This is a genomic window from Blautia hominis (genome assembly GCA_002270465.1).
In the GTDB taxonomy this organism is placed as follows: domain Bacteria; phylum Bacillota; class Clostridia; order Lachnospirales; family Lachnospiraceae; genus Blautia; species Blautia hominis.
Genome location: NQOF01000003.1, coordinates 267,981 through 294,839 on the forward strand (window position 1 = coordinate 267,981; position 26,859 = coordinate 294,839).

22 protein-coding genes are annotated in these 26,859 nt (G+C 48.7%); 19 read left to right on the plus strand and 3 right to left on the minus strand.

Annotated elements, in window-relative coordinates; genetic code table 11:
- Positions 1-1,668: 1,668 nt before the first annotated feature.
- Both CI595_RS11880 and CI595_RS11885 read right to left on the minus strand, forming a co-directional pair.
- Positions 1,669-1,851 carry a hypothetical protein gene (locus CI595_RS11880; protein ID WP_095173478.1) on the minus strand — a complete coding sequence of 61 codons (183 nt, stop codon included), beginning with the start codon at positions 1,849-1,851 and terminating at the stop codon, positions 1,669-1,671.
- An 83-nt stretch (positions 1,852-1,934) separates the two neighbouring features.
- The gene (locus CI595_RS11885; RefSeq protein ID WP_162291862.1) at positions 1,935-2,543 is read right to left on the minus strand and encodes a LytR/AlgR family response regulator transcription factor; all 609 of its coding nucleotides are present in this window, start codon (positions 2,541-2,543) and stop codon (positions 1,935-1,937) included.
- Position 2,544: 1 nt separating this feature from the next.
- Here CI595_RS11885 and CI595_RS11890 point away from each other — a divergent pair, with 1 nt between their 5' ends.
- Together CI595_RS11890 and CI595_RS11895 are read left to right on the plus strand one after the other, a co-directional pair.
- A complete protein-coding gene (locus CI595_RS11890) occupies positions 2,545-3,066 on the plus strand; it encodes a hypothetical protein (RefSeq protein ID WP_095173480.1) in 522 nt (173 codons plus the stop codon).
- Between the two features lie 66 nt (positions 3,067-3,132).
- Positions 3,133-3,540, plus strand: coding sequence for a hypothetical protein (locus CI595_RS11895; RefSeq protein ID WP_095173481.1), 408 nt, complete (start codon positions 3,133-3,135; stop codon positions 3,538-3,540).
- 267 nt (positions 3,541-3,807) lie between these two features.
- Here CI595_RS11895 and CI595_RS11900 read toward each other — a convergent pair whose 3' ends face one another.
- Entirely contained in the window at positions 3,808-4,896 is a 1,089-nt protein-coding gene (locus tag CI595_RS11900; protein ID WP_095173482.1) for a response regulator, read from the minus strand.
- Between the two features lie 102 nt (positions 4,897-4,998).
- Here CI595_RS11900 and CI595_RS11905 point away from each other — a divergent pair, with 102 nt between their 5' ends.
- The 17 genes from CI595_RS11905 (at position 4,999) to CI595_RS11990 (ending at position 26,815) form a co-directional block, all read left to right on the plus strand.
- A complete protein-coding gene (locus tag CI595_RS11905) occupies positions 4,999-7,470 on the plus strand; it encodes an ATP-binding protein (RefSeq protein ID WP_095173483.1) in 2,472 nt (823 codons plus the stop codon).
- A 12-nt stretch (positions 7,471-7,482) separates the two neighbouring features.
- Positions 7,483-8,475, plus strand: coding sequence for a response regulator transcription factor (locus tag CI595_RS11910; RefSeq protein WP_162291863.1), 993 nt, complete (start codon positions 7,483-7,485; stop codon positions 8,473-8,475).
- A 250-nt stretch (positions 8,476-8,725) separates the two neighbouring features.
- On the plus strand, positions 8,726-9,994 hold the full coding sequence (gene urtA / locus CI595_RS11915) for an urea ABC transporter substrate-binding protein (protein ID WP_095174332.1): 1,269 nt from the start codon (positions 8,726-8,728) through the stop codon (positions 9,992-9,994).
- Positions 9,995-10,076: 82 nt separating this feature from the next.
- Positions 10,077-10,985: an urea ABC transporter permease subunit UrtB gene (urtB, locus tag CI595_RS11920; RefSeq protein ID WP_095173485.1), complete on the plus strand. Its 909-nt coding sequence runs from the start codon at positions 10,077-10,079 to the stop codon at positions 10,983-10,985.
- A 20-nt stretch (positions 10,986-11,005) separates the two neighbouring features.
- Positions 11,006-12,112, plus strand: a complete 1,107-nt coding sequence (gene urtC / locus CI595_RS11925) for an urea ABC transporter permease subunit UrtC (protein WP_095173486.1) — start codon at positions 11,006-11,008, stop codon at positions 12,110-12,112.
- Positions 12,113-12,122: 10 nt separating this feature from the next.
- Positions 12,123-12,920 (plus strand): urea ABC transporter ATP-binding protein UrtD, encoded by a 798-nt coding sequence (urtD, locus tag CI595_RS11930; RefSeq protein WP_243135155.1) that lies wholly within the window; start codon positions 12,123-12,125, stop codon positions 12,918-12,920.
- A gap of 14 nt (positions 12,921-12,934) precedes the next feature.
- The gene (gene urtE, locus CI595_RS11935; RefSeq protein WP_095173487.1) at positions 12,935-13,621 is read left to right on the plus strand and encodes an urea ABC transporter ATP-binding subunit UrtE; all 687 of its coding nucleotides are present in this window, start codon (positions 12,935-12,937) and stop codon (positions 13,619-13,621) included.
- A gap of 18 nt (positions 13,622-13,639) precedes the next feature.
- A complete protein-coding gene (ureA, locus tag CI595_RS11940) occupies positions 13,640-14,356 on the plus strand; it encodes an urease subunit gamma (RefSeq protein ID WP_095173488.1) in 717 nt (238 codons plus the stop codon).
- On the plus strand, positions 14,353-16,071 hold the full coding sequence (ureC, locus tag CI595_RS11945; RefSeq protein ID WP_095173489.1) for an urease subunit alpha: 1,719 nt from the start codon (positions 14,353-14,355) through the stop codon (positions 16,069-16,071). The genes ureA and ureC overlap by 4 nt, the downstream gene beginning before the upstream one ends.
- A gap of 42 nt (positions 16,072-16,113) precedes the next feature.
- Entirely contained in the window at positions 16,114-16,596 is a 483-nt protein-coding gene (locus tag CI595_RS11950; RefSeq protein ID WP_095173490.1) for an urease accessory protein UreE, read from the plus strand.
- Positions 16,597-16,644: 48 nt separating this feature from the next.
- On the plus strand, positions 16,645-17,334 hold the full coding sequence (locus CI595_RS11955; protein ID WP_095173491.1) for an urease accessory protein UreF: 690 nt from the start codon (positions 16,645-16,647) through the stop codon (positions 17,332-17,334).
- 25 nt (positions 17,335-17,359) lie between these two features.
- Positions 17,360-17,971, plus strand: coding sequence for an urease accessory protein UreG (gene ureG, locus CI595_RS11960; RefSeq protein WP_095173492.1), 612 nt, complete (start codon positions 17,360-17,362; stop codon positions 17,969-17,971).
- Positions 17,972-17,975: 4 nt separating this feature from the next.
- The gene (locus CI595_RS11965) at positions 17,976-18,791 is read left to right on the plus strand and encodes an urease accessory protein UreD (RefSeq protein ID WP_162291864.1); all 816 of its coding nucleotides are present in this window, start codon (positions 17,976-17,978) and stop codon (positions 18,789-18,791) included.
- A 442-nt stretch (positions 18,792-19,233) separates the two neighbouring features.
- The gene (gene cooS / locus CI595_RS11970; protein WP_095173494.1) at positions 19,234-21,231 is read left to right on the plus strand and encodes an anaerobic carbon-monoxide dehydrogenase catalytic subunit; all 1,998 of its coding nucleotides are present in this window, start codon (positions 19,234-19,236) and stop codon (positions 21,229-21,231) included.
- A gap of 683 nt (positions 21,232-21,914) precedes the next feature.
- Entirely contained in the window at positions 21,915-23,504 is a 1,590-nt protein-coding gene (locus CI595_RS11980) for an extracellular solute-binding protein (RefSeq protein ID WP_162291865.1), read from the plus strand.
- Positions 23,482-25,017 (plus strand): response regulator transcription factor, encoded by a 1,536-nt coding sequence (locus CI595_RS11985; RefSeq protein ID WP_162291866.1) that lies wholly within the window; start codon positions 23,482-23,484, stop codon positions 25,015-25,017. Before CI595_RS11980 ends, CI595_RS11985 begins: the two co-directional genes overlap by 23 nt.
- Positions 25,004-26,815: a sensor histidine kinase gene (locus CI595_RS11990; protein ID WP_095173498.1), complete on the plus strand. Its 1,812-nt coding sequence runs from the start codon at positions 25,004-25,006 to the stop codon at positions 26,813-26,815. Before CI595_RS11985 ends, CI595_RS11990 begins: the two co-directional genes overlap by 14 nt.
- The last annotated feature ends 44 nt before the right edge of the window (positions 26,816-26,859 follow it).

Sequence of the window (26,859 nt, forward strand, 5' to 3'; positions counted from 1 at the left end):
ATTAAAGTTTTGCTGGTTTGTATAAAGCGATATTGGATATTGGAATAAAAAATAGATGCCCGGCGGTGAAATCCGCCGGGTATCATTATACCCCCTGAGTGGCAGTATTTTGATATATCAGGCGGCTTACTTAGGGCAGGTATTTAGCTGGCGGGGTGCTCCGGAAACCGTTTGTGATACGCGATAACCTGTTTTCACTGCACTCGGTCATAATATTTTTTATGTATCGAATTTTGTCGAATCGTATCAAATATCTTATAATAACTTATGTTGCATAAATGCAAATCAATAGTATAATTATACCTGCGGAAATTTAATGTGCTACTTCAATATTGCAAAAAAGTATGAGGATATCGAAAAGGGGGAGCCATATGAAATGATGCTATAATTAAAAGATACATATCAACAAAAGCATGATAATATGTCAGAGGAGGATATATTATAAAATTGATTTTTTCTGCGTTGATTTGGAATTCAGATTCTATTTCCGAAGTAAACGATGGCAATGGAGTTGTTTTCGATTATTATAACGGCATCATCAGTAATGTTCGTGCTCAGTGAAGGTGATGAGATGAGTATATATTCTTATGTTTTAATAGGATTATTATTACTATCTGTGTTACTACAGTGGCTATTTGAGAAAAAAGGTAGAAAAGTAACATGGGGAATAAAAATCATTTTTCTTCTTTTAATGCTCGCTGTTATCATAGATAAAGATTTCTTTTAGTATTGAAAGAGACCAATCTGTCAAATGAAAATATAGCCATGCAGATTAATTTGTGTTTTTATTAAAAGCAGCTCCTTTTCAGTAAGAATCAGTATATAATGATTTTTACCGAAAAGGAGCATTTTATACCTGTATGTTGTTTCAGATTATTCAATGAGGACGGAGAAAAGCCGGAAGTAAAGGCTGAAGCGGACGTTATGCTGAATCAAGGATCAAAGTAGGGGCAGCGAGACATGGAACCTCCAGACAACAAAGATGCAGGAGACCAAAAAACGGGCAATCCGACACCAAGGTAATACAGATGAAAATAACAAGCATACCTCCGAAAATAAAACCGCTGATACAGGAAAGAACACTAGCAAAGCAAAGGTTAATACGGTAAATGCAGGAGATAAATGGTATTTGACCGTGCTATAAAGGGGAATCCAATAAAAAACTTAACCGGTATGATGTGGTATGTATCAATCAGCTTCGCTTTAAAAAGTGCCTTTACAATAAAGTGATCACCATGTTAAGGGCTTCTTATTTCAGGGTAAAATGTTTTTCGCTGGATATTGGAGTAATTGAGGGACTTCGTTTCTCTGCCCTTTATCATGATGCTTATAAAGGATAAAGCTACAAGAAAAGTAGAAGTCCCGACCCCTGTGGCGATGTTTCGCTGCGTGCTATCATATAAACTTATACTCACAACGCCGGTGCTGACACGCTCTGTCATTCTCGTTTATCTCTCAGGTAGAGTAGTCCTCAGACTCTTTTTCCTTTGTTGTTATAATGCCGCAGTGGATGTCAGGGGCAGTGCTGATGGCAAACTGCATAGGTAAGGTTACATTGAACGTGGCTTTTGGGGCAATGTAAGGATACTCCCAGGTTACTGATAATACAAAACTTGAGCTCATTGTTCATCATGTTTTTTCCTCTTAAATCCGGTGCTTTTGCGATGCTTATTCCGGTTCATCCTTTTTAGTGTAAACAAATTGGTCGGTCTTCGATTTGTTGGCAACGGCGTACCTGACAGGCTTTGCGGTAATTACTGTGGGTTTGGCCTCGGCCTCGGCTGCAGCATTTAAAGGACCTCCGATAAGGTCCTTCATGTTTAGGCCGCTAAATTCATCTGCAATTGACATGCGTATTCCTCCTTTTAAAGATATCATATATGGTTTAATGGGAGCTGTCCAGCGATGGATTTTATATAGATATACGAAAATGTTCATCCCATTTTCAACATCTCCACCACTTCATTATACCGCTGTTTTCCAACGGGCAAAACCGTTTTATCCACCAATGTCACTTCATGTCTGCGTATACAAGTGATGAAAGAGCGGTTTACAAGATAGCGGGAATGGATGCGGAGAAAACCAGTCTGTTCCAATGTGTTCAGTGACATGTAGGATACAATTTTCATTTCTGATACGGTATATATGGTACAGTGTTTATCCTTAGAAGCAGCATACACAATCTCATCCGGAAACAAAAAATAAAGATTCCCGGACAGGCTGCGGATCTGAATCTTCGGGGTACCTTTGTGTATAATGGTATCCGTTTTCACATGGTCAAATACTCTTGCCTGCAATACGGCGGCATTGGAAAACTGTTTGCAAGCAGCGTCCTGCTCATCCTGTACATGGTTAGCAGCTGCAAGAAGCAGATAGATATCGTTTTTTAGCTGCTTCCATACAAAGGTAAAGTGAATCCCGTTTGAAAGTGGCTGGTCTGCCTCAAGATTAGTGGTTACGGTACATCTTCCATAGGTAATCCACGTATGCCGTTCATGGGTCAGAACGCGATACTCTTCTGCGGAAAGTTCCAGAGGAGGCAATTTGATCTCTATCAGCCATCTTCTCAGAGAGAATGCTTTACCAAAGGGGGCTTATTATCAGGAATTTAACACCTTTATATCTATTTATCGCTTTTTGGAGCGGGGCCTGAAGCGGACCGGGTTGAGCATCCAGATGATTCTGCTGACGCTGACAGATCAGAGCTGTGTCTTTGTTTCTCTGGAGGAAAGAGAGTTTCTAATGGAAAGGCTCCGGGAAAGCCTCTGTACTTCTCTGCGTTCTAGCGATATTTATTCCCAGTACAGCAGCTGCCAACTGGTAGCCATGCTTCCCGGATCCACCCCGAAGAATATGGATATCATTACAAACCGTATCCAGAATGCCTTTCGGGTGCGTGTTCCGAACCGGGAGGATTTGATCCTCTCCTTTAGCTACTATCCCTTGCAGCCTTCGAGTGCAGGAAACGCTGCCGATGCTTGTGCATCGAAAATCCAGGCAAGGTCAGAAGAAAAGCAGGAAATCCAGCATGGCAGAGAAACAGCAAAAGCGGATTCAGAAATTTGATTGCATACAAGAAACGTGTTATATTATACAATACATTGTAGTGTTTAAATAGTTAGGAGGCTAAGAATGGGTAAGTTTCAGGAAGCAGTAGACTTATTGAAGAAAACAAATGAGGAGATGAACCGGATTTCTGATGCGTATTCGCAGAAATATACACCAGAGGAATTGGAAGACGTCACGAAAGTGTATTATGCAGCGGCAGAAATCAATGTTCTCGCATCGCAGCTTGCAAGTGAGGAAATGGTCTGCGAAGGGCCTTGTAAGGTGGATAATGTGCGCTCGGTAGTTACGGTTGGCGGATTTACAGTTCGTGGAAAAGTGCAGTTTGAAATTGAGATGAACGGGGAATGGATAAAAGGGCACCGTGATAATTCGCAGTATGGGCAAGTGTTTGTAAGTGCACAGGGCTCCGCAATCCTATCCGAGAATATAAAGGGGCGTGTTAGGCTTCCGTTGTCGATGGATGAAAATTAAGATAGGGAGAGGCGATACCATAGGATATAGTAGGAGGCAGCCAGCAAAAAAGGCTGCCTCTTTTATGTTACAGGTATAAGTGAAAGTACATGAAAAGAGGTATGTCTGGGAAGCGCAGTATTTGGAAGGGCGCGCAATAGGTGCCTTCACTGCTTGACATATGGCTGATATTTGCTATAATGAGCCATGACAGAAGAAAGCGAAGGGGCTTAAGGATGATTCCTTAAGTCTCTTTTTTTGTAAAATGAGATACTTATGTTTTTACCATCAGGAAGTCGGGAAAAAAAGTGAAACAGCGGTTCCGGAATCAGGCTTTGATTTGACGGAAACAAAGCCGCCATGCCGCTCCATGATACGCTTTACGATCACCAGCCCCACACCGCTCCCTTCAAATTCTTCCGAAGTATGAAGCCGCTCAAATATATGAAATAGTCTGCCGGAGGATGCCATATCAAAGCCTGCACCGTTATCCTGTACTTTTATGAGCAGCATATCGGCCTGACAGGAGGCGGTGACACAGATCCTGGCGTTATCTCGGATGCGGGTGAACTTGATGGCATTTCCCAGGATGTTCTGGAACAATAAAGTTAAAAGGGTGGGATCGCCGGACAATTGCGGAAAGGGCTGCGTGCCCAGTTCCAGTGTGATGTGACGGTCCGGTTCCAGGGCGGAAAGTTCAGCAAAGATATTGCCAATGAGAGCCGCTGTATCGACGGGCTTTGGGCGGCAGGGAAGTGTGACCATCTCAGAAAATTCCAGCAGGCGGCTGATCATGGCTTCCGTCGATTCACATTTGTGTTCCAGCCTTTCCAGAATTATCTGCGAATCTTCTGTGGAGGGCGTCCCTATGGGAGTTAACTCTTCCTGAAGGAGCTGGGTGAGCTGTTTTATGACCTGCAGCGGGGATTTTAAGTCGTGGGATACTGTATGGCAGAACTGATCCAGTTCTCTATAAGCGGTTTTTAACTCTTTGGACTGTGTGACGATACGCACATGTGCACCCACGCGGGCCAGCAGCTCAGATGCATGGCATGGTTTGATGATATAGTCTTGGGCGCCTAGGGCAAATCCCTTTTCCAGGCTTTCCCGGTCCTGGGATATGGTCATGAAAATAACTGCCGTGTCCTGAAAACAGGGATTGGAACGGAGCTTTTGGCAAAGAGAGAACCCATCCATATCATTCATATGGATATCCAGGAGGATCAGATCAGGCAGTTCCCGCTCCAATAGGGAGAGGGCGGCTTTCCCGCTGGAAGCCACCAGTACCTCATAACCGTGCTCTGCTAAAATGGAGCCGGTTACGTGGATCTGTTCCGGGGAATCATCGACAATCAATATGACAGCGGGCTGTTTCATGCAAAAGACCTCCTTTGGGTGCTGACAATGGGGAACAGTTGTATTTTGGGGTTCATTTTACTACACGATGACTCATAATTCAAGAAAAAGGGTGGATGGAAATTGAAGGTATACAAAATAAGCCAGAGAAACCTGAATTGCATCTGGGTACCGTTGATCGCCTTTGTAGTCTTTTTGATGGCGGCCGGTACTTGGAACTTGAAAAAGGCGGCATCCGAGCGGCAGGATATCCAGGATCGGCGTCTCATGTGCGGGGAGTTGTGTGACAATCTGGAAGAGGCGGCCAATTACCTGTCCGAACAGGCGAGGAACTATGTGATTACAGGGAATCCGGACTGCCTTGAAGGATATTGGAAGGAGATACATACAGGGAAGCGCAGGGAAGATGCTTTCATGAAACTGGAAAATGTAGGGATATCAGAAAAACGGATCCGGCTTTTGAAATCCGCTAAGAATTACTCAGACTTGCTGATCTATTTAGAAACCCGTGCAATGCGCCTTGCAGCAGACACTACCGGCCCATCAGGTATCGTACTGCCCCCGGAGGTGGAAGGATACATACTGAATATCGTTGAAAAGTCCATGAACCCTGAGGAGAAGCATGTGGCGGCAGTAGAGCTTTTGTTCGGGGAGACCTATCTATCTGAGAAAAAAGTGATCGGGCAATACACCAGACAATTCCTAAGACAGGCGGAGGAGGAACTGGATGGAGAACTGGAACGTGCAGATAAACGTGTTTCCGGAGCGCTGACGCGGCAATGGTCCCTTCAGGCCGCATCCGTAATGCTATTTATGCTCATGGTCCTGTCCTATTACCGGCTGGTCATCCGTCCGGTCCTTTCTTACCACAGCTGCCTGAACAAGGAGAACAAGGAGTGTCTAAAACCGTCCGGTATTCAGGAGATCCACATGCTTGGAGAATCCATCAACCGTGCATTGAAAGCAAAAGACGACTTTCTTGCGGCAATGAGCCATGAAATCAGGACGCCCCTAAACTCTGTGATCGGATACGAAACTCTTTTAGAGCGGACGAATCTTGACCAGTCACAAAAAGAATGTGTCCTGCGCATGAAATACGCATCTCAGCATCTCTTGGAAATGGTCAGCCATCTATTAGATTACGCCAGGATTAAAAATTCCGGGCAGAAGCTTTTTTATAAAACATGGATGTCAGAAAGTCTCCTGCTTTATCTGGAGCATGGTTTCCGGCATCTGGCAGCAGAGAAAAAGCTGGGATTTAAGCTTCGGAAAGAAGGAGATATCCCGCCTGTCCTCCTTGGGGATGAAGGGAAGATACGTCAGATCGCTGCCAATCTGGTTTCCAATGCAGTCAAGTTTACAGAGAAAGGAAGTGTGGAAGTTACTTTGTCCTGGAAAAAGGAGCCGGATAGTACGAAAGAGGGCAGCTTGATTCTGGTTGTGAAGGATACAGGACCCGGAATCACACCCGGGGACCTGGAACGTGTCTTTGAACCATTTGAACAGGCAGCTGATGTAAAAAGTGGGCAGTATAGGGGAACCGGACTGGGGCTTCCCATATGCCGCAGCCTTGCAGCCTTGATGGGAGGTATGGTGAAAGCGTGCAGTACAGGAACGGGCAGTATCTTCACCGCAGAGCTGCCTTTACAAGTAGGGGAAGGCGAGGGAAACAGCTTCCTTCCCGGCCCAGCAGGCAGGCGCGTCCTATTAGCGGAAGATGATCAGGTAAACCAGACCATGCAGTTTTGGCTGCTGTCCTCCTTGGGGCTGTCTGTGAAGGCTGTATCCAATGGGGAAAAGGCCATAGCTTTATATAAGAAGGAAACCTTCGACCTGATCCTTATGGATCTGCGTATGCCTGTCATGGATGGCTATGAGGCGGCAGAAAAGATACGCGCCTGTGAGCATGAGAATGGTACCCATATCCCCATGATTGCCCTGACCGCCGATGGAGAGGACCAGGTCAGGGATAAAGTGCAAAGAGCCGGGATGGACGGCATACTGGTAAAACCGGTAGCACTTGATACATTGAAGGAGGCAGTCGGCCGTTTCGTGGATATGGGAAAGACAGAAGAGGAAGGGCCAAAGGGAGTGAAGAAAGAACTGCTCCATATCTACTGCCTGGAACATGCGGAGGATTTCCAGGCTCTTGTGGATGATATCGAAGAGGGGAAATCAAAGGAAGCTGCAGAACTGCTCCATAAGCTGAAAGGGGCATCGGCAGCCGTGGGAGCGGAAGACATCCGTGCTGCTTGCGGTACCATGGAAAAATACCTGAAAAATCCAAGAATGCATGGGCTGGTGGATATAGTCCGGGAAACGGAAAAGAAATTTACAGTGTGGAAACGGATCGACCAGAGGAAACAAGGAGAGCACGGGCATGAAATACCGATGTCTGGGGGAAAAGATATGGCAGAACAGATCGATGCATGGAGACAGATGGTAGCCAGGGGAGAATTTAAAGCCATGGAACTATGGAGAGAGAACCGTCCTGCCTTTGCTGCTTATCTGGGATGGAAGAAAGCGGAGGCACTAGAGACGGCTCTGGGCCGGTATGACTATCAGAAAACGCTGGAACTTTTGGATAAGAGATGAGGGGGGATGGCTATGTATCAAATCCTTTTTGTGGAAGATGATGAGGATATCCTGTTCCTGATATCCCGGTATAAGCTCTGGAGGCAGGGGCAGTACCGGATCGGCGGGACTGCAGCAAACGGGAGGGAAGCGCTGGATAAACTGGCAGCGGCCCATTATGACCTTTTGATCACGGATATCCGCATGCCTGTCATGGACGGGCTTGAGCTGTGCCGCAGGGTCCGGGATCTGGGTTATCGGATCGTGATCATTCTGGCCAGCACCTATCACGATTTTGCGTATGCAAAAGAGGGAATGCGTCTGGGGGCTGTGGAATACATTGAGAAACCCTTTAGTGAAGAAAAGCTGGCAAAGGCACTGGAGCTGGCAGGCCGTTTCCTGGGTGGGAATATGCTGGAGGATGAGATCTATAACCGTCTGATGTCCAAAAATCAGACTGCACAACAGATAGCCAGGGATTTGACCGGGCAGCTGCAGGCTGTGTTCCCCGACATCCCCCTTATGGCACGGCGGGAAGCAGCGGCAGTCCTGCAGGGGGTCTATGAAAAACTGGGGAAGCGTGCACCCTGGCTGGAGCTTATGGGCAGCGTGTCCATCTATATCAGTGAAAATATCCTAGAGGACACCAGCGGGGTGTTACAGGAATATCTCGATATCATTCACCGGTATCAGCTAAGAAAACCGGACGCAGTGGTACAGAAGATGGTATCCATACTGAAGCATAATGTATGCCGCCCCCATCTGTTGGATTACCTGTCAGAGCAGATGGAATTGAGCAAGGATTATATGGGGAAACGGTTCCGGAACGTGGTGGGAATCACCATTTCCGAGTATTGCATGCGCCTTAAAATGGAACAGGCAAAGGCCATGTTGGCAGGAACCACGAAGAAAGTTTACGAAATAAGCGAAGAGCTGGGCTATACCACCGTAGACTATTTTACCGGGTTATTTAAAAGCTATACGGGGGTTACGCCAACCGCTTACCGGAACAGGAAAACAGGATAAAAACGGAATCTTTGGGTATAAAGACGGTTTTCTGTGGTTTCTTTCCTAATCAATATCCATTATGATAATATCATATTCAATCAGAAAATCCGGAGGACAAAGCTGTCATATCCCATTTAGGGATATGACAGCTTTCCTTTTTGTATGGATACAGGAAGGAAGCGCTGCATGGAGGACAAAGCTGTCAGGTTTTCATGGAAAACCTGATTCTTTCTTATTGGATACCAATTTTTTTGAGGAGGATGACATTATGAAAAAACGTACACTTGGAGCCCTTGTATTATCCGCAGTGCTGGCAGCATCCCTGGCAGGCTGCAGCGGCGGGGCTATGACAGAGATTGCAGACAAAGATACAAAAAAAACAGAGGCTGCGGACGGCAGTAAGGAGGATCTCAAAGATACGATCAAGGTTGGCATCCTGCATTCCCTGAGCGGGACCATGGCGATCAGTGAGACATCCGTCAGGGATGCGGAGCTGCTGGCGATCAAGGAGATCAACGAAGCCGGCGGGGTCTTGGGAAAGCAGCTGCAGCCTGTTGTGGAAGATGGTGCATCGGATAACGCGACATTTAAGGAAAAAGCAGAGAAGCTGCTGCTCAATGATAAAGTCGCTACGGTATTTGGCTGCTGGACTTCTGCCAGCCGAAAGGCAGTCCTGCCCACCTTTGAAAGCAATAACGGGCTGCTCTGGTATCCGGTCCAATATGAAGGGATGGAGGCTTCCAAAAACATTTTTTATGTAGGGGCGGCACCCAACCAGCAGATTGTTCCAGCCATCGAATATATGGGTGAGAATTATGGAAAAAAAGTATTTCTTTTGGGATCTGATTATGTATTCCCCCGTACCGCTAATTCTATTGTGAAGAAGCAGGCAGAAGATTTGGGAATGGAAGTGGTTGGCGAGGAATACACACCCATGGGACACACGGACTATACCACGATCATAAGTAAGATCCAGGATGTAAAACCGGATTTTGTATTTAATACACTAAATGGAGATTCTAACGTGGCATTTTTCAAACAGTATAAGGATGCAGGGCTTACCCCGGATGAGATCCAGACCTTATCTGTTTCCATAGCGGAGGAGGAAGCCGCCGGTATCGGCGCTTCTTACCTGGAAGGACATCTGGTAGCCTGGAATTATTACCAGACAACAGATACCCCGGAGAATAAAAAATTCGTGGAAGCCTATAAAGCGGAATATGGGGAAGACCGAGTAACGGACGATCCTATTGAGGCTGGCTACGATGCCGTTTATCTGTGGGCGGCAGCCGTAGAAAAGGCGGGCACAACGGATGTGGATCGGGTACGGGAATCCGCAGGGGGGATTGAATTTAAGGCCCCGGAAGGCACCATGACCATAGACGGGGAGAACCAGCACATGTATAAGCCGGTGAGGATTGGGATGGTGAATGCAAAAGGACTCATCGATGAGGTATGGAGCACAAAGGGGCCTGTGGAGCCTGACCCATATCTGGAAAGTTATGAATGGGCCGAAGGCTTATCCAACATCCAGTGATCCGCAGTAAAAAATCTGAGGGGCAGAGCCCATGTTCAGGCCTTACCCTTCAGCAGTTCCCAGTAGAAAGGAGATATCTGGTATGGAATTATTCCTGATGCAGCTGTTCAACGGTATCAGTGTCAGCTCCATCCTTCTTATGGCAGCTCTTGGTCTTGCGGTAACCTTTGGGCTGATGGGAGTCATAAACATGGCTCATGGAGAATTTCTTATGATTGGAGCATATACGGCTTACATGGTGCAGAAGCTGTTCATAGAATATCTGCCGGCCGGTATATTTGATACATATTGTATTGTGGCAATCCTGCTGTCCTTTACGGTAGCAGCGGTGCTGGGATTTGTCTTGGAGCGTCTGGTGATCCGCAGGCTTTATGGAAGGGCGGCCGACAGCCTGCTCGTCACCTGGGGGATCAGCCTGATCCTCCAACAGGCAGCCAGGAGCATTTTTGGCTCCCCCAATGTGGGGGTGAAAGCGCCCTCGTTCCTTGAGAAAAGCCTGAAGATCCACGGCATGCTGGCCCTCCCTTATAAGCGGCTCTTTATCCTTATCCTTGCCGTGCTTAGCCTTTTCGGCGTGTACTGGCTGATGTACCGTACCAGGCAGGGGCGGAACATTCGGGCAGTCATGCAGAACCGGGATATGGCGGCGGCACTGGGGGTCAATACCGGACGGATCGATTCAGCAACCTTTGCAATTGGTTCCGGACTGGCCGGCCTTGCCGGCTGCGCCCTTACCTGGATCGGTGCCATCGGACCCACACTTGGCTCGAATTACATCGTAGATACGTTTATGACCGTGGTGGTGGGCGGCGCAGGAAGCCTGCTGGGTTCTGTCTTTGGCGCTGGATTTATTGGGATCGGAGGGACTGCCTTTGAATTCTTTACTACTGCCTCCATTGGCAAGGTCCTGATTTTCTTCTGCGTGATCCTGCTTCTGCAGTTTCGGCCGAAAGGTATCTTTGCAGTGAAAAACCGGGCGCTTGAGGACTGAATGGTAAAAGGAGTGTGAATATGAAGACAATGAAAAAAATCAAGGGGACAACGATCCTGGCGGCGGTTATCTTTCTGCTGCTGGCTGCCCTGCCCTTTTATATGCCCATGTTCCGTGTCAGCCTATTTGGGAAATATATGTGCTTTGCCATCATTGCCCTGGGGCTGGATATGATCTGGGGTTATACCGGCATTTTAAGCCTGGGACATGGCGTCTATTTCGGTCTAGGTGCGTACTGTATGGCCATGTACCTGAAATTAGAAGCGGCCGGAGGGAGTCTGCCGGATTTCATGTCATGGAGCGGGGTTAACCGCCTGCCTGCGGCATGGGTTCCCTTCGGGAATCCCATATTTGCGGTAGGAATGGCGGCGGCGGTACCTGTGCTGCTGGCTGTGCTCATTGGATATTTGACCTTTACAAACAAGATACGCGGTGTGTATTTCTCTATCCTTTCCCAGGCAATGGCGATGATCATGGGCACCCTGCTGATTGGAAGCCAGGCATTTACCGGAGGCTCCAACGGACTTACCGATTTTAAGACGATATTTGGGCAGGATATCCATTCCCCCGTGACAAAGATTGTGATGTTTTATGTGACCTTACTTGTACTGGTGTTGCTTTTTGCTTTATGCCGGTTCCTCACAGGCAGACGGGTGGGGAAAGTGCTGATCGCTATCCGTGACGGGGAGAACCGGGCGGGCTTTGCCGGATATAATACGGCGCACTATAAGGTGTTTGTCTATGCAATGTCAGCGTTTATGGCAGGGATCGCCGGAGCCCTTTATGTAGGGCAGGTTGGGATCATATCCCCAGCGGAGGTTGGAGTAATCCCTTCTGTGGAGATGATCATCTGGGTCGCCGTCGGCGGGAAGGGGACTCTTATCGGTCCTGTTCTAGGTGCGCTGGCGGTAAACAGCCTGAAGACAGCAGCTAGTGAGAATTTCCCGGAACTTTGGTCCTATTTTATTGGGCTCCTGTTTGTGGTGGTGATCCTCTGGCTGCCGGGAGGCGTCATCTCCCTGAAGGAAATCCCGGGTAAGATACGGACAAAGTTAAAACTGCGCAGGAAGGAAGCCTTTGCCGCAGACGAGGAGATCCCGGATAAAGACGCTGTAAGAAGTAAATAGGATAGATAGAATGGAGGGATTCAGGATGGAACAGCTCATGGAAAGAATGGATGCAGGTGGCACGCCTGTTCTGGATATCGAGGATGTCAGCATAGAGTTTGGTGATTTCAAGGCGATCAAAGATGTTTCCACATCCATTGGAAAAAACGAGATCCGTTTTTTTATCGGACCTAACGGCGCGGGAAAGACGACAATCCTGGACGCGATATGCGGAAAAAATAAGGTATCAGATGGGAAAATCGTGTTTCATGGCGATTCCGGGGATTGTGATGTGACTAAAATGAAGGAGTATGCGATCTCAGATCTGGGCATTGGCAGGAAGTTCCAGGCACCCAGTGTTTTTGGCGGCATCACTATTGATGAGAATATGGAGCTGGCAGTTGCCAGGAAACATTCGATTTATTCAACAACATTTTTAAAGTTGTCAAAAGAGAAAAGGGAATATATGAACCATATCCTGGAGTTCATTGGGCTCAAAAACAAACGGTTTCAATACCCGTCAAGCCTTTCCCACGGGGAGAAACAGTGGCTGGAAATCGGGATGCTCATGGCAGCAAGGCCAAAGCTCATGCTGCTGGATGAGCCAGTGGCGGGCATGGGACGAAAAGAGACAGAAAAAACAGCCGAGATGCTAAAAGATATCAAGAAGGAATGCTCCATCATAGTGGTAGAGCATGACATGCAGTTTGCAAAGGAAGTTTCCGATACAGTGACCGTTTTCCATGAAGGGGCGGTACTGGACGAGGGCACTATGGAGACTGTACAACAAAACCAGCAGGTCATTGACGTTTACCTGGGAAGAGGCTGAGAGGAGGCAGGAGGATGTTTCGATTAGAAGGGCTATATGCAACCTACGGGGAAGGGATGGTCCTGCGCCATGTGGATTTAGAAGCGCCAAAAGGGCGGATCACTTCTTTAGTCGGACGAAATGGAGCTGGGAAGACCACCACATTGAAGGCGGTTATGGGACTGGTGAAAACGCCCCGGGGGAAGATCAGCTTAGATGGGCGTGAGCTGCAGAAGCTTCCTGTATATGAGCGGGCAAAAAATGGAATTGGCTATGTACCCCAGGGAAGGGAGATATTTCCGCAGCTCTCCGTGGAGGAAAACATCCTGCTGGGTCTGGAAGCCGGCAATGGAAAAGGCACGATCCCAGACTTTATTTTTGAAACTTTTCCTATCTTACAGGAATTCCTGCATCGCAAGGGCGGTGATTTGTCCGGCGGTCAGCAGCAGCAGCTTGCCATCGCCCGCGCAGTCGTATCAGGACCGGAGATACTGATCCTGGATGAGCCAACTGAGGGCATACAGCCCTCCGTGATCCAGGAGATCGGGAGGGTTATTACAAAACTGAAATCGAAGATGGCAGTGCTGATCGTAGAGCAGTACTTGGAATTTGTCTTAGACATCGCAGATTACTGCTATGTCATGGAAAACGGCAGGATCATCATGGATGGTGAGCCAGAAAGACTGGATCAGGACCGTCTGCAGGCAACTATGTCACTTTAAAGGCGAGGAGGGACGGAAATGAAACTGACACCAAAGGAACAGGAAAAATTGATGCTCCATATGGCCGGAGAACTGGCAGCACAGAGAAAAGGCCGGGGACTAAAACTGAACTATACCGAAGCGGTGGCCTATATAAGCTCACGGCTGCTGGAAATGGCGAGGGAAGGGAAGTCCGTGGTCAAACTAATGGAATTGGGACGGCAGCTTTTGACAGAGGAGGATGTGATGGAAGGCGTAAGCATGATACTGGGATCTGTCCAAGTAGAAGCATCCTTCCCGGATGGGACCAAGCTGGTGACAGTCCATGATCCCATACAGCCCAAAGGGGGGCATGACAGATCCAGGTGTTATCATATGCGGCCGGGGGAGATCCTCCCGCAGGACCGGGATATCATACTAAATAAGGGTAGAAAATCGAAACAGCTGCTGGTTGCCAATACTGGGGACCGGCCAATCCAGGTTGGCTCCCATTTCCATTTTTTTGAGGTGAACCGCTTGCTGGTGTTTGACCGGCCGGAGGCATTTGGGTACCGGCTGGATATTCCTTCCGGGACCTCAGTCCGGTTTGAACCGGGAGTGGAGAAGGAGATTGATTTGGTAGAGCTTGGCGGCAGAAAGACTGTCTATGGATGCAATGACTTAACACAGGGCAGGACAGACCCCAAAGGGCTGGAACAGGCAATGGAACGAGCAGCCGGCAAATCTATGCTGCAGGATGAGGAGGTGAGAAGATGAGCTATCGTATCAGCGGCAGGGAGTACAGTATGATGTATGGACCCACAACGGGCGACCGGGTGCGACTTGCAGACACCTGTCTGCTCGCCCGGGTTGAGAAAGACTATACCACCTACGGGGATGAGATTAAATTCGGAGGCGGAAAGACCATCCGGGACGGCATGGGGCAGTCTGTGAAGACAACAAGGGCGGACGGGGATTTAGACCTGGTGCTTACCAATGCCGTGGTCATAGATCACACCGGAATCTTTAAGGCGGATATCGGGATCCGGGAGGGCAGGATCGCGGGGATCGGAAAGGCGGGAAATCCGGATATCATGGACGGCGTGACAGAAGGTATGACGGTGGGCGCATCTACGGAGGCCCTTGCGGCGGAAGGGATGATCGTGACTGCCGGGGGGATCGACTCCCATATCCATTTCATCTGCCCCCAGCAGATTGACTGCGCCCTTTTTTCCGGGATCACAACCATGATCGGGGGCGGTACCGGCCCGGCAGACGGGACGAATGCCACCACCTGTACGCCGGGGCCCTGGAATCTGGCCCGGATGCTGGAGGCAGCGGAGGAATACCCTATGAACCTGGGTTTCCTTGGAAAAGGCAACTGCTCTGATGAAGCCGCCCTTGTAGAGCAGGTGGAAGCCGGGGCCATGGGACTGAAGATCCATGAGGACTGGGGCGCTACTTTGGCGGTCATTGACCACTGCCTGCATGTGGCGGACGAATATGACGTGCAGGTAGCCATCCATACGGACACACTGAATGAAGGCGGCTGTGTGGAAGACACCCTGGCGGCCATTGCCGGGAGGACCATACATACTTACCACACAGAGGGAGCCGGAGGCGGCCACGCGCCGGATATCATCCGGGCGGCAGCGGCGCACAACATCCTTCCGTCCTCGACCAATCCCACCATGCCATTTACAGACAATACGCTGGATGAACATCTGGATATGCTGATGGTCTGCCATCATCTGGATAAGAACATACCGGAGGATGTTGCATTTGCGGATTCCAGGATACGGCCCGAGACCATTGCGGCAGAAGACATCCTGCATGATATGGGGGTCTTCAGCATGATGAGCTCCGATTCCCAGGCTATGGGCAGGGTGGGGGAGGTGATCACCCGGACCTGGCAGACCGCACATAAGATGAAGGAAGAGCGGGGGCCCTTGGAGGGAGACAGCACAGAGGATGACAACTGCCGGATCAAACGGTATATTGCCAAGTACACCATCAACCCGGCAATCACCCACGGTATCTCTGACTATGTGGGATCCATAGAGGCCGGCAAGCTGGCAGACCTTGTCATCTGGAACCCGGCTTTTTTCGGGGTAAAACCGGAGATCATTATAAAAGGGGGCATGATCCTTGCCTCCAGGATGGGGGATGCAAATGCCTCGATTCCGACGACAGAACCTGTGATGTACCGGCATATGTTCGGAGCGCACGGAAAAGCAAAGTACCGTACCTGTGCCACCTTTGTGTCAGAGGCGTCCGCTAAAGCCGGGATCAGGGACAAACTGGGGCTTCAGAAGATAGTGCTTCCGGTTCATCATACCAGGGATATCTCAAAAAAAAGTATGGTATTTAATGATGCGACGCCGGAGATCACTGTGAATCCTGAGACCTATGAGGTGAAAGCAGACGGAGTGCACCTTACTTCTAAACCAGCCGGCAGGCTTCCACTGACCCAGCTCTATTCCTTATTTTAAAGAAATGATGCAGAGAATCACAGTGAAAGTGAGGGAAATGGTATGATCTTGTGTGAAACTGTTTTTGGCAGTATAAACGATGAGAGATTTCAGGCGATGAAAGCGGACTATGTGGAGATCGAATGGTATGAATCATTCAAGCGCATCCACCAGAAAACCACCCGGCAGGGGCGGGAAATTGGGATCCGTCTGGGGACAGATATCTTGTCGAAAGGCCTGCGGGAAGGGGATGTCCTGTGGCACGAGGGACAGGAGCTGATTGCTGTGCAGATCCCGCCATGCGAAGTGATTGTCATTGACATAGACAAAGGGCACCCGGAAATGGCTTATAAGGTATGCTATGAGATTGGGAATAAACATGCTGCCCTTATGAAAGGAGACAAAGAGCTGCAGTTTATCACCCCGTACAATGAACCCACCTTACAGCTCTTGAAGAAGCTGCACGGGGTTCAGGTAAGGAAAGAGGTAAGAAAGCTGGATTTTGACCGGGCAGTCTCGTCAACGGTCAGTAGCCATACCCATTAAATTTGGTACAGCAGCAGATTTTACAAAGCGCTTGGAAAGGAGCAGGGAATGACAGAACAGGCAAAAGAGTATCTGCTCCTGCAGATTAATGACACGCTTTTCCCCATTGGGGGATATTCCCATTCCTATGGCCTGGAGACTTATATCCAGAAAGGGGGCGTTACCAGTGAGCAGACGGCGGCTTCCTATATCCGGCAGATGCTGCACTGCAGCCTGTGCCCCAACGAACTGCTTGCCATCCGCATGGCGTGGGAGGAAGCAGGAAAGGAAAATCTTGCAGGTATCATGGAGCTGGAGGAGATCCTCATCTGCTCCCGGTCTGCCAGGGAAGTGAGACAGGCGGGGGGAAAGCTGGGGTCACGTTTTATTAAGACGGTCAGTGCTCTCCCCATTGACTATGAGACAACCATCTTTGGGGACTATGCAAAACTTCCCGGCATGAAGACCCATTGTGTGGCCTATGGTGTTTTTTGCGCTGCCGCAGGGATAGGCTGCACAGACGCACTGCAGCATTATATGTATTCCCAGGCATCCGCAATGGTGACAAACTGTGTAAAGACCATCCCCCTAAGCCAGGTCGCCGGTCAGAAGCTTTTATTTGAATGCCAGCCGGTATTTGAGCAGGTGATGAGAAAACTGGAAGATATGGGGACAGAGGAAATAGGAGCGGCGGCACCGGGATTTGAGATACGCTGCATGCAGCATGAAGGATTGTATTCACGGCTTTACATGTCATAAGCAGAAGAAAAACAGGAGGGGAACCATGTCATATGTAAAAATAGGAGTAGCCGGACCGGTAGGGTCAGGCAAAACAGCATTGATCGAGATCCTGGCCAGAAAAATGGCGGCAGAGTACAGCATAGGCGTTATTACAAATGATATCTATACGAAAGAAGACGCGGAGTTTTTGTGCAGGAACAGTATCCTGCCCAGGGAAAGGATCATAGGAGTTGAAACTGGCGGGTGTCCCCATACAGCCATACGGGAGGACGCTTCCATGAACCTTGAGGCAGTGGATGAAATGACGGAACGCTTTCCTGACGTGGAGATCATCTTCATTGAAAGCGGCGGGGATAACCTGTCTGCCACCTTCAGCCCGGAGCTTGCGGATGCTACGGTCTTCGTTATTGACGTGGCGGAAGGAGACAAGATCCCGCGTAAGGGCGGCCCCGGCATCACCCGGTCGGATCTTCTTATGATTAACAAGATCGATCTGGCTCCAATGGTGGGGGCAAGCCTTAGGACCATGGAACGGGATTCTAAGAAAATGAGAGGGGACAAGCCATTTTTATTTACAAATATACGGGATGATGAGGGGGTGGATCAGGTGGTCCAATGGATCAAACAATGTGTGCTGCTGGAAGGGGCCGGGTGATATCATGGAAAAAAGTGAAAACGCATATGGGCCAGTGTCGAACCTTCGAGTCGTGGCCGGAGAAACCGGCGGAAAAACTTATCTAAAGGAACTGTCTTTTAGCGCGCCTTTTAAAGTTATGTCCCCATTTAAGCTTCCCGGCGGTGGCATGAGGGTCATGCCGCTAATGGCATCCGCAGGCATTCTGGAAGGGGACAGGCAGAAGATCTTTCTGGAAATGGAACCAGATGCGAAAATGGAGTTCGTGTCGCAGTCGTATGAGAAACTCCACAAAATGAAAAACGGCAGTGCCAGCCGGGAAACCTTCTTGAAGGTAGGGAAGGGCGCAGTCCTGCTGTACCGTCCCCTTCCCGTGATCCCTTTTGCTGCATCTGCTTTTCACGGACGCACCGAAATCCGGCTGGAGGATAGAAACAGCCGCCTGTTTTATCAGGAGATCCTTTCCTGCGGACGGGCAGCAAGGGGGGAACGGTTTGAGTACCGGTATTATACTTCTCTTGTGGAGGTGCGGCAAAACGGGAAGCTGACATACAGAGAAAACAACCGGTTCTATCCAGCTCGGGGTGATATGGAAGGGACAGGAATGTTTGAAGGGTATTCCTATCTTGCCAATCTTATGTTTTTCCACGAAGATGCATCCAGATGTGTCGGGAAAACCCGCAGGCTGATCGAGGAACAGAAGGAGGTTTCCGGTGGTGTCACGCTGACGGCTCAGTCTGATATGGTGGTTCGTATTTTAGGCAGCCAGGTACAGAAGCTGCAGCAGTTATGTGACATGATATACGCCATAGTGAAAGAAGAGACGGATCTGGGCATGTAATAGGAGAAAAGTTTTTCAAAATACAGGTTGACAGATTTTCCCAATGAGTATATACTACAAAACATATCGAAATAGTAGGAAATGGAAAGGAGGAAGATCATGAACCGCAGTTATGAAGCCATAATAAAAAGGAATATGTGTATGATGTGCTGTTGTATGTGTAAAAACATAGAACCCCTTTTTTCGTGTATTCATATGCCTGTTCCTGAAGCGGAGGACTGATCTGATCCTGCATAGGCCAACGAGTGAAGCGGATACCGGAAGGAGGTATCCGTTTTTTATTATAAAGGATCAGACGGGAGAGGGTGGCTGCGGCATTGGAACATGGTGTGGATGCATTGGCATTCAGCACGGGATCAGTATCAGCTTGTATAACTTAAGCCGATGGTCCAGATCCATTTGGCACCGGCTTTAAAAACAGATAGGAACGAGGAGGGACACAATGGAAAATCATACAGTTATCACAGAAGGACATAACCATCATCATCACCGCCACGGCGGCATGGACGGGTTCCATGATTATACGGAGGCAGTGAATGCCTATCGGAAAACATTTCCCAACAAACAAAAAGTCCTGGAACAGACTCCGGACCCGGCAGTGAGGGAGATGCTGCTCCATCTGCAGGAAATGGGGGTGGAGACCGTATTTGACCGGTTTGACAGCCAGCAGCCCCAGTGCCCCTTTGGGATTGCAGGGGTATGCTGTAAAAACTGCTATATGGGGCCTTGTAAGATCACGAAAAAATGTCCCCGTGGAGTCTGTGGGGCGGATGCCGATGTGATCGTAGCCAGGAACATGCTGCGTGCAGCGGCGGCAGGTGCGGCAGCCCATGGGGCAAGGGGACGGGAGAGTATGCTTGCGCTGAAAAAAGCAGGGGAGGGGACAGTAAACCTTCCCATCGAAGGGGAAGCAAAGATCCGGGCCGTATGCGATATCTATGGGATAGAGGCGGAGGGAAAGAGCATAAATGCGTTAGCGGTGGAAGTGGCGGATATCCTGCTGGAGGATCTGTCGCGGACTGTCCCGGGTGAGCACCGGACGCTGGCCGCCTTTGCGCCGGAGGAAAGGCAGGAGGTGTGGGCGGCGCTGGATATCCTGCCGGTCAGCGTCTATCATGAGGTATTCGAGAGCCTGCACAGGACCAGCACTGGGACGGACGGGGACTGGAGGAACATCATGCAGCAGTTCCTGCGGACCGGGCTGGCTTTTGCCTGGACCAGCTGCCTGGGAAGTTCCATCGCTATGGACAGCCTGTATGGGCTGCCGAAAAGGAGCAGGTCGAAGATGAATCTTGGGGCATTGAAGAAAGGGTTTGTCAACATAGCAGTCCATGGGCATTCCCCCCTGCTTGTCCGTGAGATCGTGCATACCGGGCAGTCAGAAGAGTATCAGGATAAGGCAAAAGCGGCCGGGGCAAAAGGCATCCAGTTGTATGGGATATGCTGTTCCGGGCTTTCCGCGATGTACCGTTATGGAGGGGTCATCCCCCTTTCCAATGCAGTGGGTTCGGAACTGGTGCTGGGGACAGGCGCACTGGATCTGTGGGTCGCGGATGTACAGGATGTATTCCCTTCGATCATGGAGGTGGCGAAATGCTTTAAGACAACCGTTGTTACCACCAGCGATTCCGCGCGGCTGCCGGGAGCAGAGCATTATGCCTTTGACCATCACCATTCCAATCTGGGAGAGATCCATGACCTGGCTGCCAGGATTGTGGAACGGGGCATCGAAAGCTTTCAGGCACGCAGGGAGGTGCCGGTGTTCATCCCAAAGTATGAAGTGGAGGCGGAGATTGGGTTTTCTGCTGAATTTGCCACAGAGCACTTCGGAGGGCTGGAGGCTGTTGCAGAGGCCCTGAAGGATGGAAGGATCCTTGGCATCGTGAACCTGGTGGGGTGCAGCAACCCCAGGGTCATTTATGAAAAAGCCGTGGCAGAGACAGCGGATATCCTGCTTAAGAACAATGTCTTGATCCTGACCAACGGATGCGCCTCATTTCCGCTGATGAAGCTGGGATACTGCTCGGTAAAGGCCCTGGAGCAGACAGGGGAGGGACTGCGAAGCTTCCTTGCTGATGTGCCCCCGGTATGGCAGATGGGCGAATGTCTGGACAATGCCCGCGCCTCCGCACTATTTTCCGGTGTAGCGGCAAAAAGCGGCCATGCAATCAAAGACCTGCCATATGCTTTCGTAAGCCCTGAGTGGTCCAACGAAAAGGGCATCTGTGCGTCACTGGCCTTCCGGCTTCTGGGCATGAATTCCTACCACAGTGTCTATGCGCCCACCCAGGGTTCAAAAAAAGTGTCGGATTTCCTGGAACATGGCACGAAGGAACTTTTAGGCTCAGAAATGATCGTAGATGTGGACCACATGGCCCTGGCGGAGCGTATCGTGGGTGACCTGAAAGAAAAAAGAAAGGGATTAGGCTGGGATTTATAAAAAGACGTGAATAAAAGAAACGAAAAGCACATGCGGCACTGCTGACATTGGTTTTACTGTTTGGCAGTGTATTTAACTATAAATATGGCAGGATACTACTATATATGAAAAAAACTGCAAGAAAATAGCTGCTGTACGGCGGCTTTTTTCTTGCGCGGCCGTGCAGCAGATTACATATTGAGAATGACCACAGCCCCTTTGTCTTCGATCTTAACAGTGTTTTCTTCAACCGATATAACGACAGCTTTTTGGTAAACATCTGTGGACAATATGAATGCAGTCAGGTTGGGAAGCATCGCTTTGGTTAGGTATTTGGGGAACTTAAGCATTGCAGTTAGCAGTGTGTATTTTACAAGCATGTTATTGAAGAAATCTGTTTGTTTTGGTATATTTATAATGAAAACATGTAGGAGAATAAAAAGGAACAAGAGGGGCTGCTAATGAAGAGAACAGAGCAGGCATCCAGGTGCATTTTTGAGGCATACCATGCACTGAAGAGGGTAGGGTGCGGGACAATGAAGTCGAACTGCTTTACCAGAAAGTTATGCTTTGCCCGGTAGGCAATCGAACGAGAAGCCTCCTTCTTTCTATCCTAATGGCTTTTTCCCTTTATTTCATACACTGTAAAAAATAAATCATGAAATTAATTTTCATTTCTATCACGAATGAGGAGGGCGTCACAAATGAAAAAACAAACCGCAGTAATCCTGTCACTGCTATTTCTGATCTGTACGCTATCAGCATGCGGTTCGGCAGAGAAAGAGAAGACCAATGCCCTACAGAGTGAAAGAAAGAAAATAGTCACGCTAAAGGTCATCAGCATCGGCACACCTCCGAAGAATGGCTTGGACTCTCTCTATAAATCCCTGGATGAGATGACAGAGGAGGAGCTTGGCTGCAGGATCAGGATAGATTATATTCCCTGGGGAGATGAAAGGAAACAGCTTCAGATCGCTATCGCTTCAGGAGAGTACGATCTGATCCCAAACGGAACTTTCTCTGATTATTATGAGGAGGCCGTAAAGGGGGCTTTTGTGGATCTAAATCAATATAGGGATACAGTGCCGGAGTTATTTCAACATTATGAAGAGTACCGGAGTGATTATCTGGAAGGGATTGAGATAGATAATAGGCTGTATGGTATTCCCCAGTTTGAGAAGGATGGGCCTATCCATGTTGGGGAAGGGTTCCTGTACCGCAAGGACCTGCTTGAGGTATGGGGCCTGGAACCGGTCACAGACCTGGAGACCATGGAGAAGTATCTGTATGCCGCGAAGGCGGATGTCAGATATGCAGGCAGCTCACTGGTAACGGATAACAGGATTTGGAATTCTCTGTGGTATATGCTGTGTTCTCCCGATTATCCCGAGTTGGAATCTATTACATCCATTCCCTACGCAGTTGTGAGTGCCGAGAATCCACGGAAGATACTCAGCCGATTCGAGACAGAGGAGTTTCAGGAAATTTTGTCCGTTGTGCGAAAATGGTATCAGGACGGCATTTTGAATCCCAGTATTCTGGCTTCCAGTGATAATGAGGGGACAGCCGGACTTGAGCTGATGCTCAGCGACAAGAAGCCCTGTGAGACCAATACGCCTGTTTGGGCGGTAAACAGCAATTATATTCCTGCGCTATATGAGAAAAATCCAAAATGGACCTATGATTTTTTTGATTACAGCATTAACCAGGAAGTTGTCTGGAGAAAAAACAGAGGGCGAGAGGTTTCCTGTATTTCTATTTCCAGTAAGTCAAAGAATCCTGAGACAGCGGTCAGGCTTCTGGAAAAGCTTCATACAGACCAGAGGTATCACGACCTGCTGAATTACGGGGTCCCTGGTGAGAACTATGATCTGGACGGAGAGTATGTGACATATGAACAAGTTGCGCCCGATAATAAATTCAGTTATCTGACAGGAGGCGCAGATTTTCAGATGGCACGGAAAAGTTCGAGTGTCAATGCCCAATGGCAGGAGGTCTATGAGCGGGAAGTAAAGAAGCAGGATGATAGGGTTTCTGAGGCGGAAGTTACACCATTGGATGGTTTTTCACCAGACCTTTCTTCTATACAGAAGGTGAAGAGGGAGCTGGATGCAGTAAATAAAACATATTTGCTTCCCCTCTGCTGCGGGGTGACGGAGGAGCCGGAGGAGGATTATGGGAATGCGGTCCGGAAGCTATATGAGGCGGGGCTGCAGAAGTATCTGGATGAACTGCAGAGACAATTGGATATGTATTGGGAGGAGAGAGACAATGAAGCTGCTGATCGTGGATGATGATGAATATACAAGAGAAGGGCTTGCGGAGGATATTGACTGGGATTTGTATGGGATTGATGAAGTCATGCAGGCAGCCAATGGCAGAGATGCCCTTAAGCTGGCAAAATGGTATCAGCCGGAAATCGTCCTCACAGATATCCGTATGCCCCAGAAAGACGGAATTGCGTTTACCAGTGAATTCAGGAAGCAGGTCCCTGAATGCCGTATCATTTTTATTACCGGATATATGCAGACTGATTACCTAAAAAGTGCCATTGAACTTTCAGCAGTGGCTTTTATCGAAAAGCCTATTCGTATAGAGGAAGTGATGAAGGCTGTGGATAAGGCGGTCCGGGAAGTGAGGCAGAGTCGGAAGCATAGCGAGATTGCCAAGGATAATCTGTCATACAGGAAAAAACGTCTCGTACATCTTCTTCTTAGCAAAGAGGAAGATCATCGGAAACTTTTGGATGCCTGCCGGGATATCGGATTTTCGGTGGGGGAGGATATGGTGTATATCTGCTGTTTTGCGGAGTACAGGAGAGCGGACCGGGAGATTGAGGTGTGCATGGAGGAGACAGAGGCCTATTTTCAGGAGCTGGGTTTTTGCATTATAACCGGGGAACCGGAGAAAAAGAGATTTCCCATTATCCTGGCATGCAGACAGAACCAGTCCGAAGAGATGGGGCATTGCTGCAGACGGTATGCGGCATTTAAGACAGATTATCTGATTGCGGCAGGTTACTGTGTGGACAGCATCTATAATATTTATAACAGCGGGCGCATGGCGGCGGCTGCTTGGGAGCAGTCTTATTTTCAGAAAGATAAAAATTACTTTGAGATGGAGGAATTGCCGGCAGGAGAAACCATGGGACCGGGGATTTACCAGGAGTTCTTGGATGTTTACAGGAATGAACCGTTTCAGCTGAGGGTCTGGTTTTTGAAATTGACAGAGGAACTGACTGACAGGAAATCATGCAGGAAGGATCAGATCATTTCCCTTACGAAATCATTTGCATACCTGATATTGAATGAGCATCCTGAGGTGTTTGAGATCTTGCAGGGACGGTACAGAGACAGGGAGGAGATATTTACTCGGATGGATGACACGGAAAATATCTTCAGCCTCAGGGAATTGTTTTTGGCGACAGTCATTGCACTTGAGGAATACCTGACTAGGAATAATAAGTATTCCAGACTGATCAATGACATCTGCAGATACTGTGGGGTGCATCTCTCCGATACTGAGTTGTGCGGACAGGCCATATCAGATGAATTCAGGCTCTCCCTGACGTATCTTAATATTCTGTTTAAAAAGGAACTGAACGTAACTATAAAACAATACATCAGCGATATGCGCATGGAACGGGCAAAGGATCTGCTGAAAAACAGTTACTGCACCATTGATGAGATAGCGGCACAGTGTGGGTATTCCACAGGTAATTATTTTGCGAAAGTATTCAAGGAAAATGTAAAGATGACGCCTTCTTCATACCGGAAGAAAGAGGGGCAAGCGGATGGCACACAGTAATAAGCCAAAAAACGGGAGGCTGAGGGAGCATTATCTGAATCTGGAGCTTGGAAAGAAAATGGCACTGTTGTTTCTGACAGCAGGTATCCTGCCCATAACCCTTTTGTTTGGAATTGCTGTTTTCAGAATAGCACGCAATTCCCAGGAAATGCAGACGTATATGCTGAACAAGGGATTTGAGCAGACGGCCCAGTCTATTGATGACATGCTGCGGCGGGTTTACAGGGTGTCCACAATGGTCACGGTATATGATAAGGTAAGGGAAATGCTGCAGCCCGGACAGAATCTGACTCAGATTGAGGAGCTGCAAGCTTTTGAGGAGATTTCTGACTATACCTATGAGGTGGAGATGAGCTCTGAGGATATAACGGTTCTCTACTATATTAATGATACATTTATCATTGCGGACAGCTCCAATACTTGTTTCCGGTCCATGCTCAGGCTGAAGGATACCAGCCTGAAGGAATGCCTTCTGGAGAACAATGGCAGGGCTCTGTGGCGGGTGGTCAAAGAGAAGAACAGGTATGGGCAGACAGAGGAATACTTAGCTGTTTACAGGGCTGTGTGGAATGAGGAGAAATACAGTGAGATGATCGGTGCCACTGCGGTAATGATCCCTGTCCGGTGCGTTCAGCAGGCACTGATCAGTTCTATGAGAAATCAGGTGTTGTATTTGCAGGATGAGAGAGGATATGTGCTCGTTTCCAGTGGGAAGATTCCAGGGGAAATGAAGGATTTACCGGAGGGCGGACTGCAGGAAACTTTTGAGGAGATGATGCTGGGAGAAGAGGAGTATCTGGTATGCGAAAAGGAGATGGAGGATGAAAATTTGAGCCTGGTATCCGCAGCTTTGGCAGAAGAATTCTCGGCAGATACGGTCCGGATCGTGAAGGAAATGTTCCTCTGGTTCCTTGGCATTTGTGCTCTTGCAGCGTGTCTCATGATTCGTGTATCCAGACACATTTTAAGAAGGATCAAAATGCTGGATAAGGGAATGGAGACCGTGGATCAGGGCAGGCTTGAGAAGTTGGATATCCCGGAATACCGAGATGAGGTTGGACGCCTGGTCACAAGATATAACAAAATGGTTGACAAAATAGAGGAACTTTTGAGACAGCAGTATGTGCTGGGTAAGGAGAAAGCTAACGCCCAGCTCCAGGCATTGCAGTCCCAGATCAATCCCCATTTTTTGTACAACACACTGGATATGATCAGTTGGATGGCAAGGAAAAATGAGATGGGGAATATCCAGACAGCTCTGCTGGCAGTTTCCCGATTTTACCGCATGGTTCTCAGCAGGGGGCAGGATATTGTGCCTATAAAACGGGAAATTGAAATGTGCAGCGCCTATATGGAAATACAGCGGCTTCGGAAAAAGGACAAGATACGTTTTATCATGGAAGCAGATGAAAGCTTGTTCTCCTATATGATCCCCAAAATAACGCTGCAGCCCATCATAGAAAATGCTGTAGTCCACGGTATAGAGGAGAAGGAGGACGGAAAGGGAACCATAACAGTGAGGGCGTTCTCAGAAGAGGACAGGATCATCCTCCAGGTCATAGATGACGGTGCAGGTGTAAGACAAGACAGCGGTATAAAAGAAGAGGGAGATATAAAGGAGGTGCATGAGAGCAGCCACTACGGGCTGTATAATATCCAGAGACGCCTCTCCCTCTATTACGAGGAGGATATAAAAATTGACGTAAAAAGTGCTTCCGGTATTGGGACGGAGGTGACGATCCGGATTCCCAAAAAGCAGGAAGAGACGTCAACAGCAAATATCATAAATAATGGGTAAAAACAAAAACAGCATGGCAGAGATTTGAAAACTGCCATGCTGTT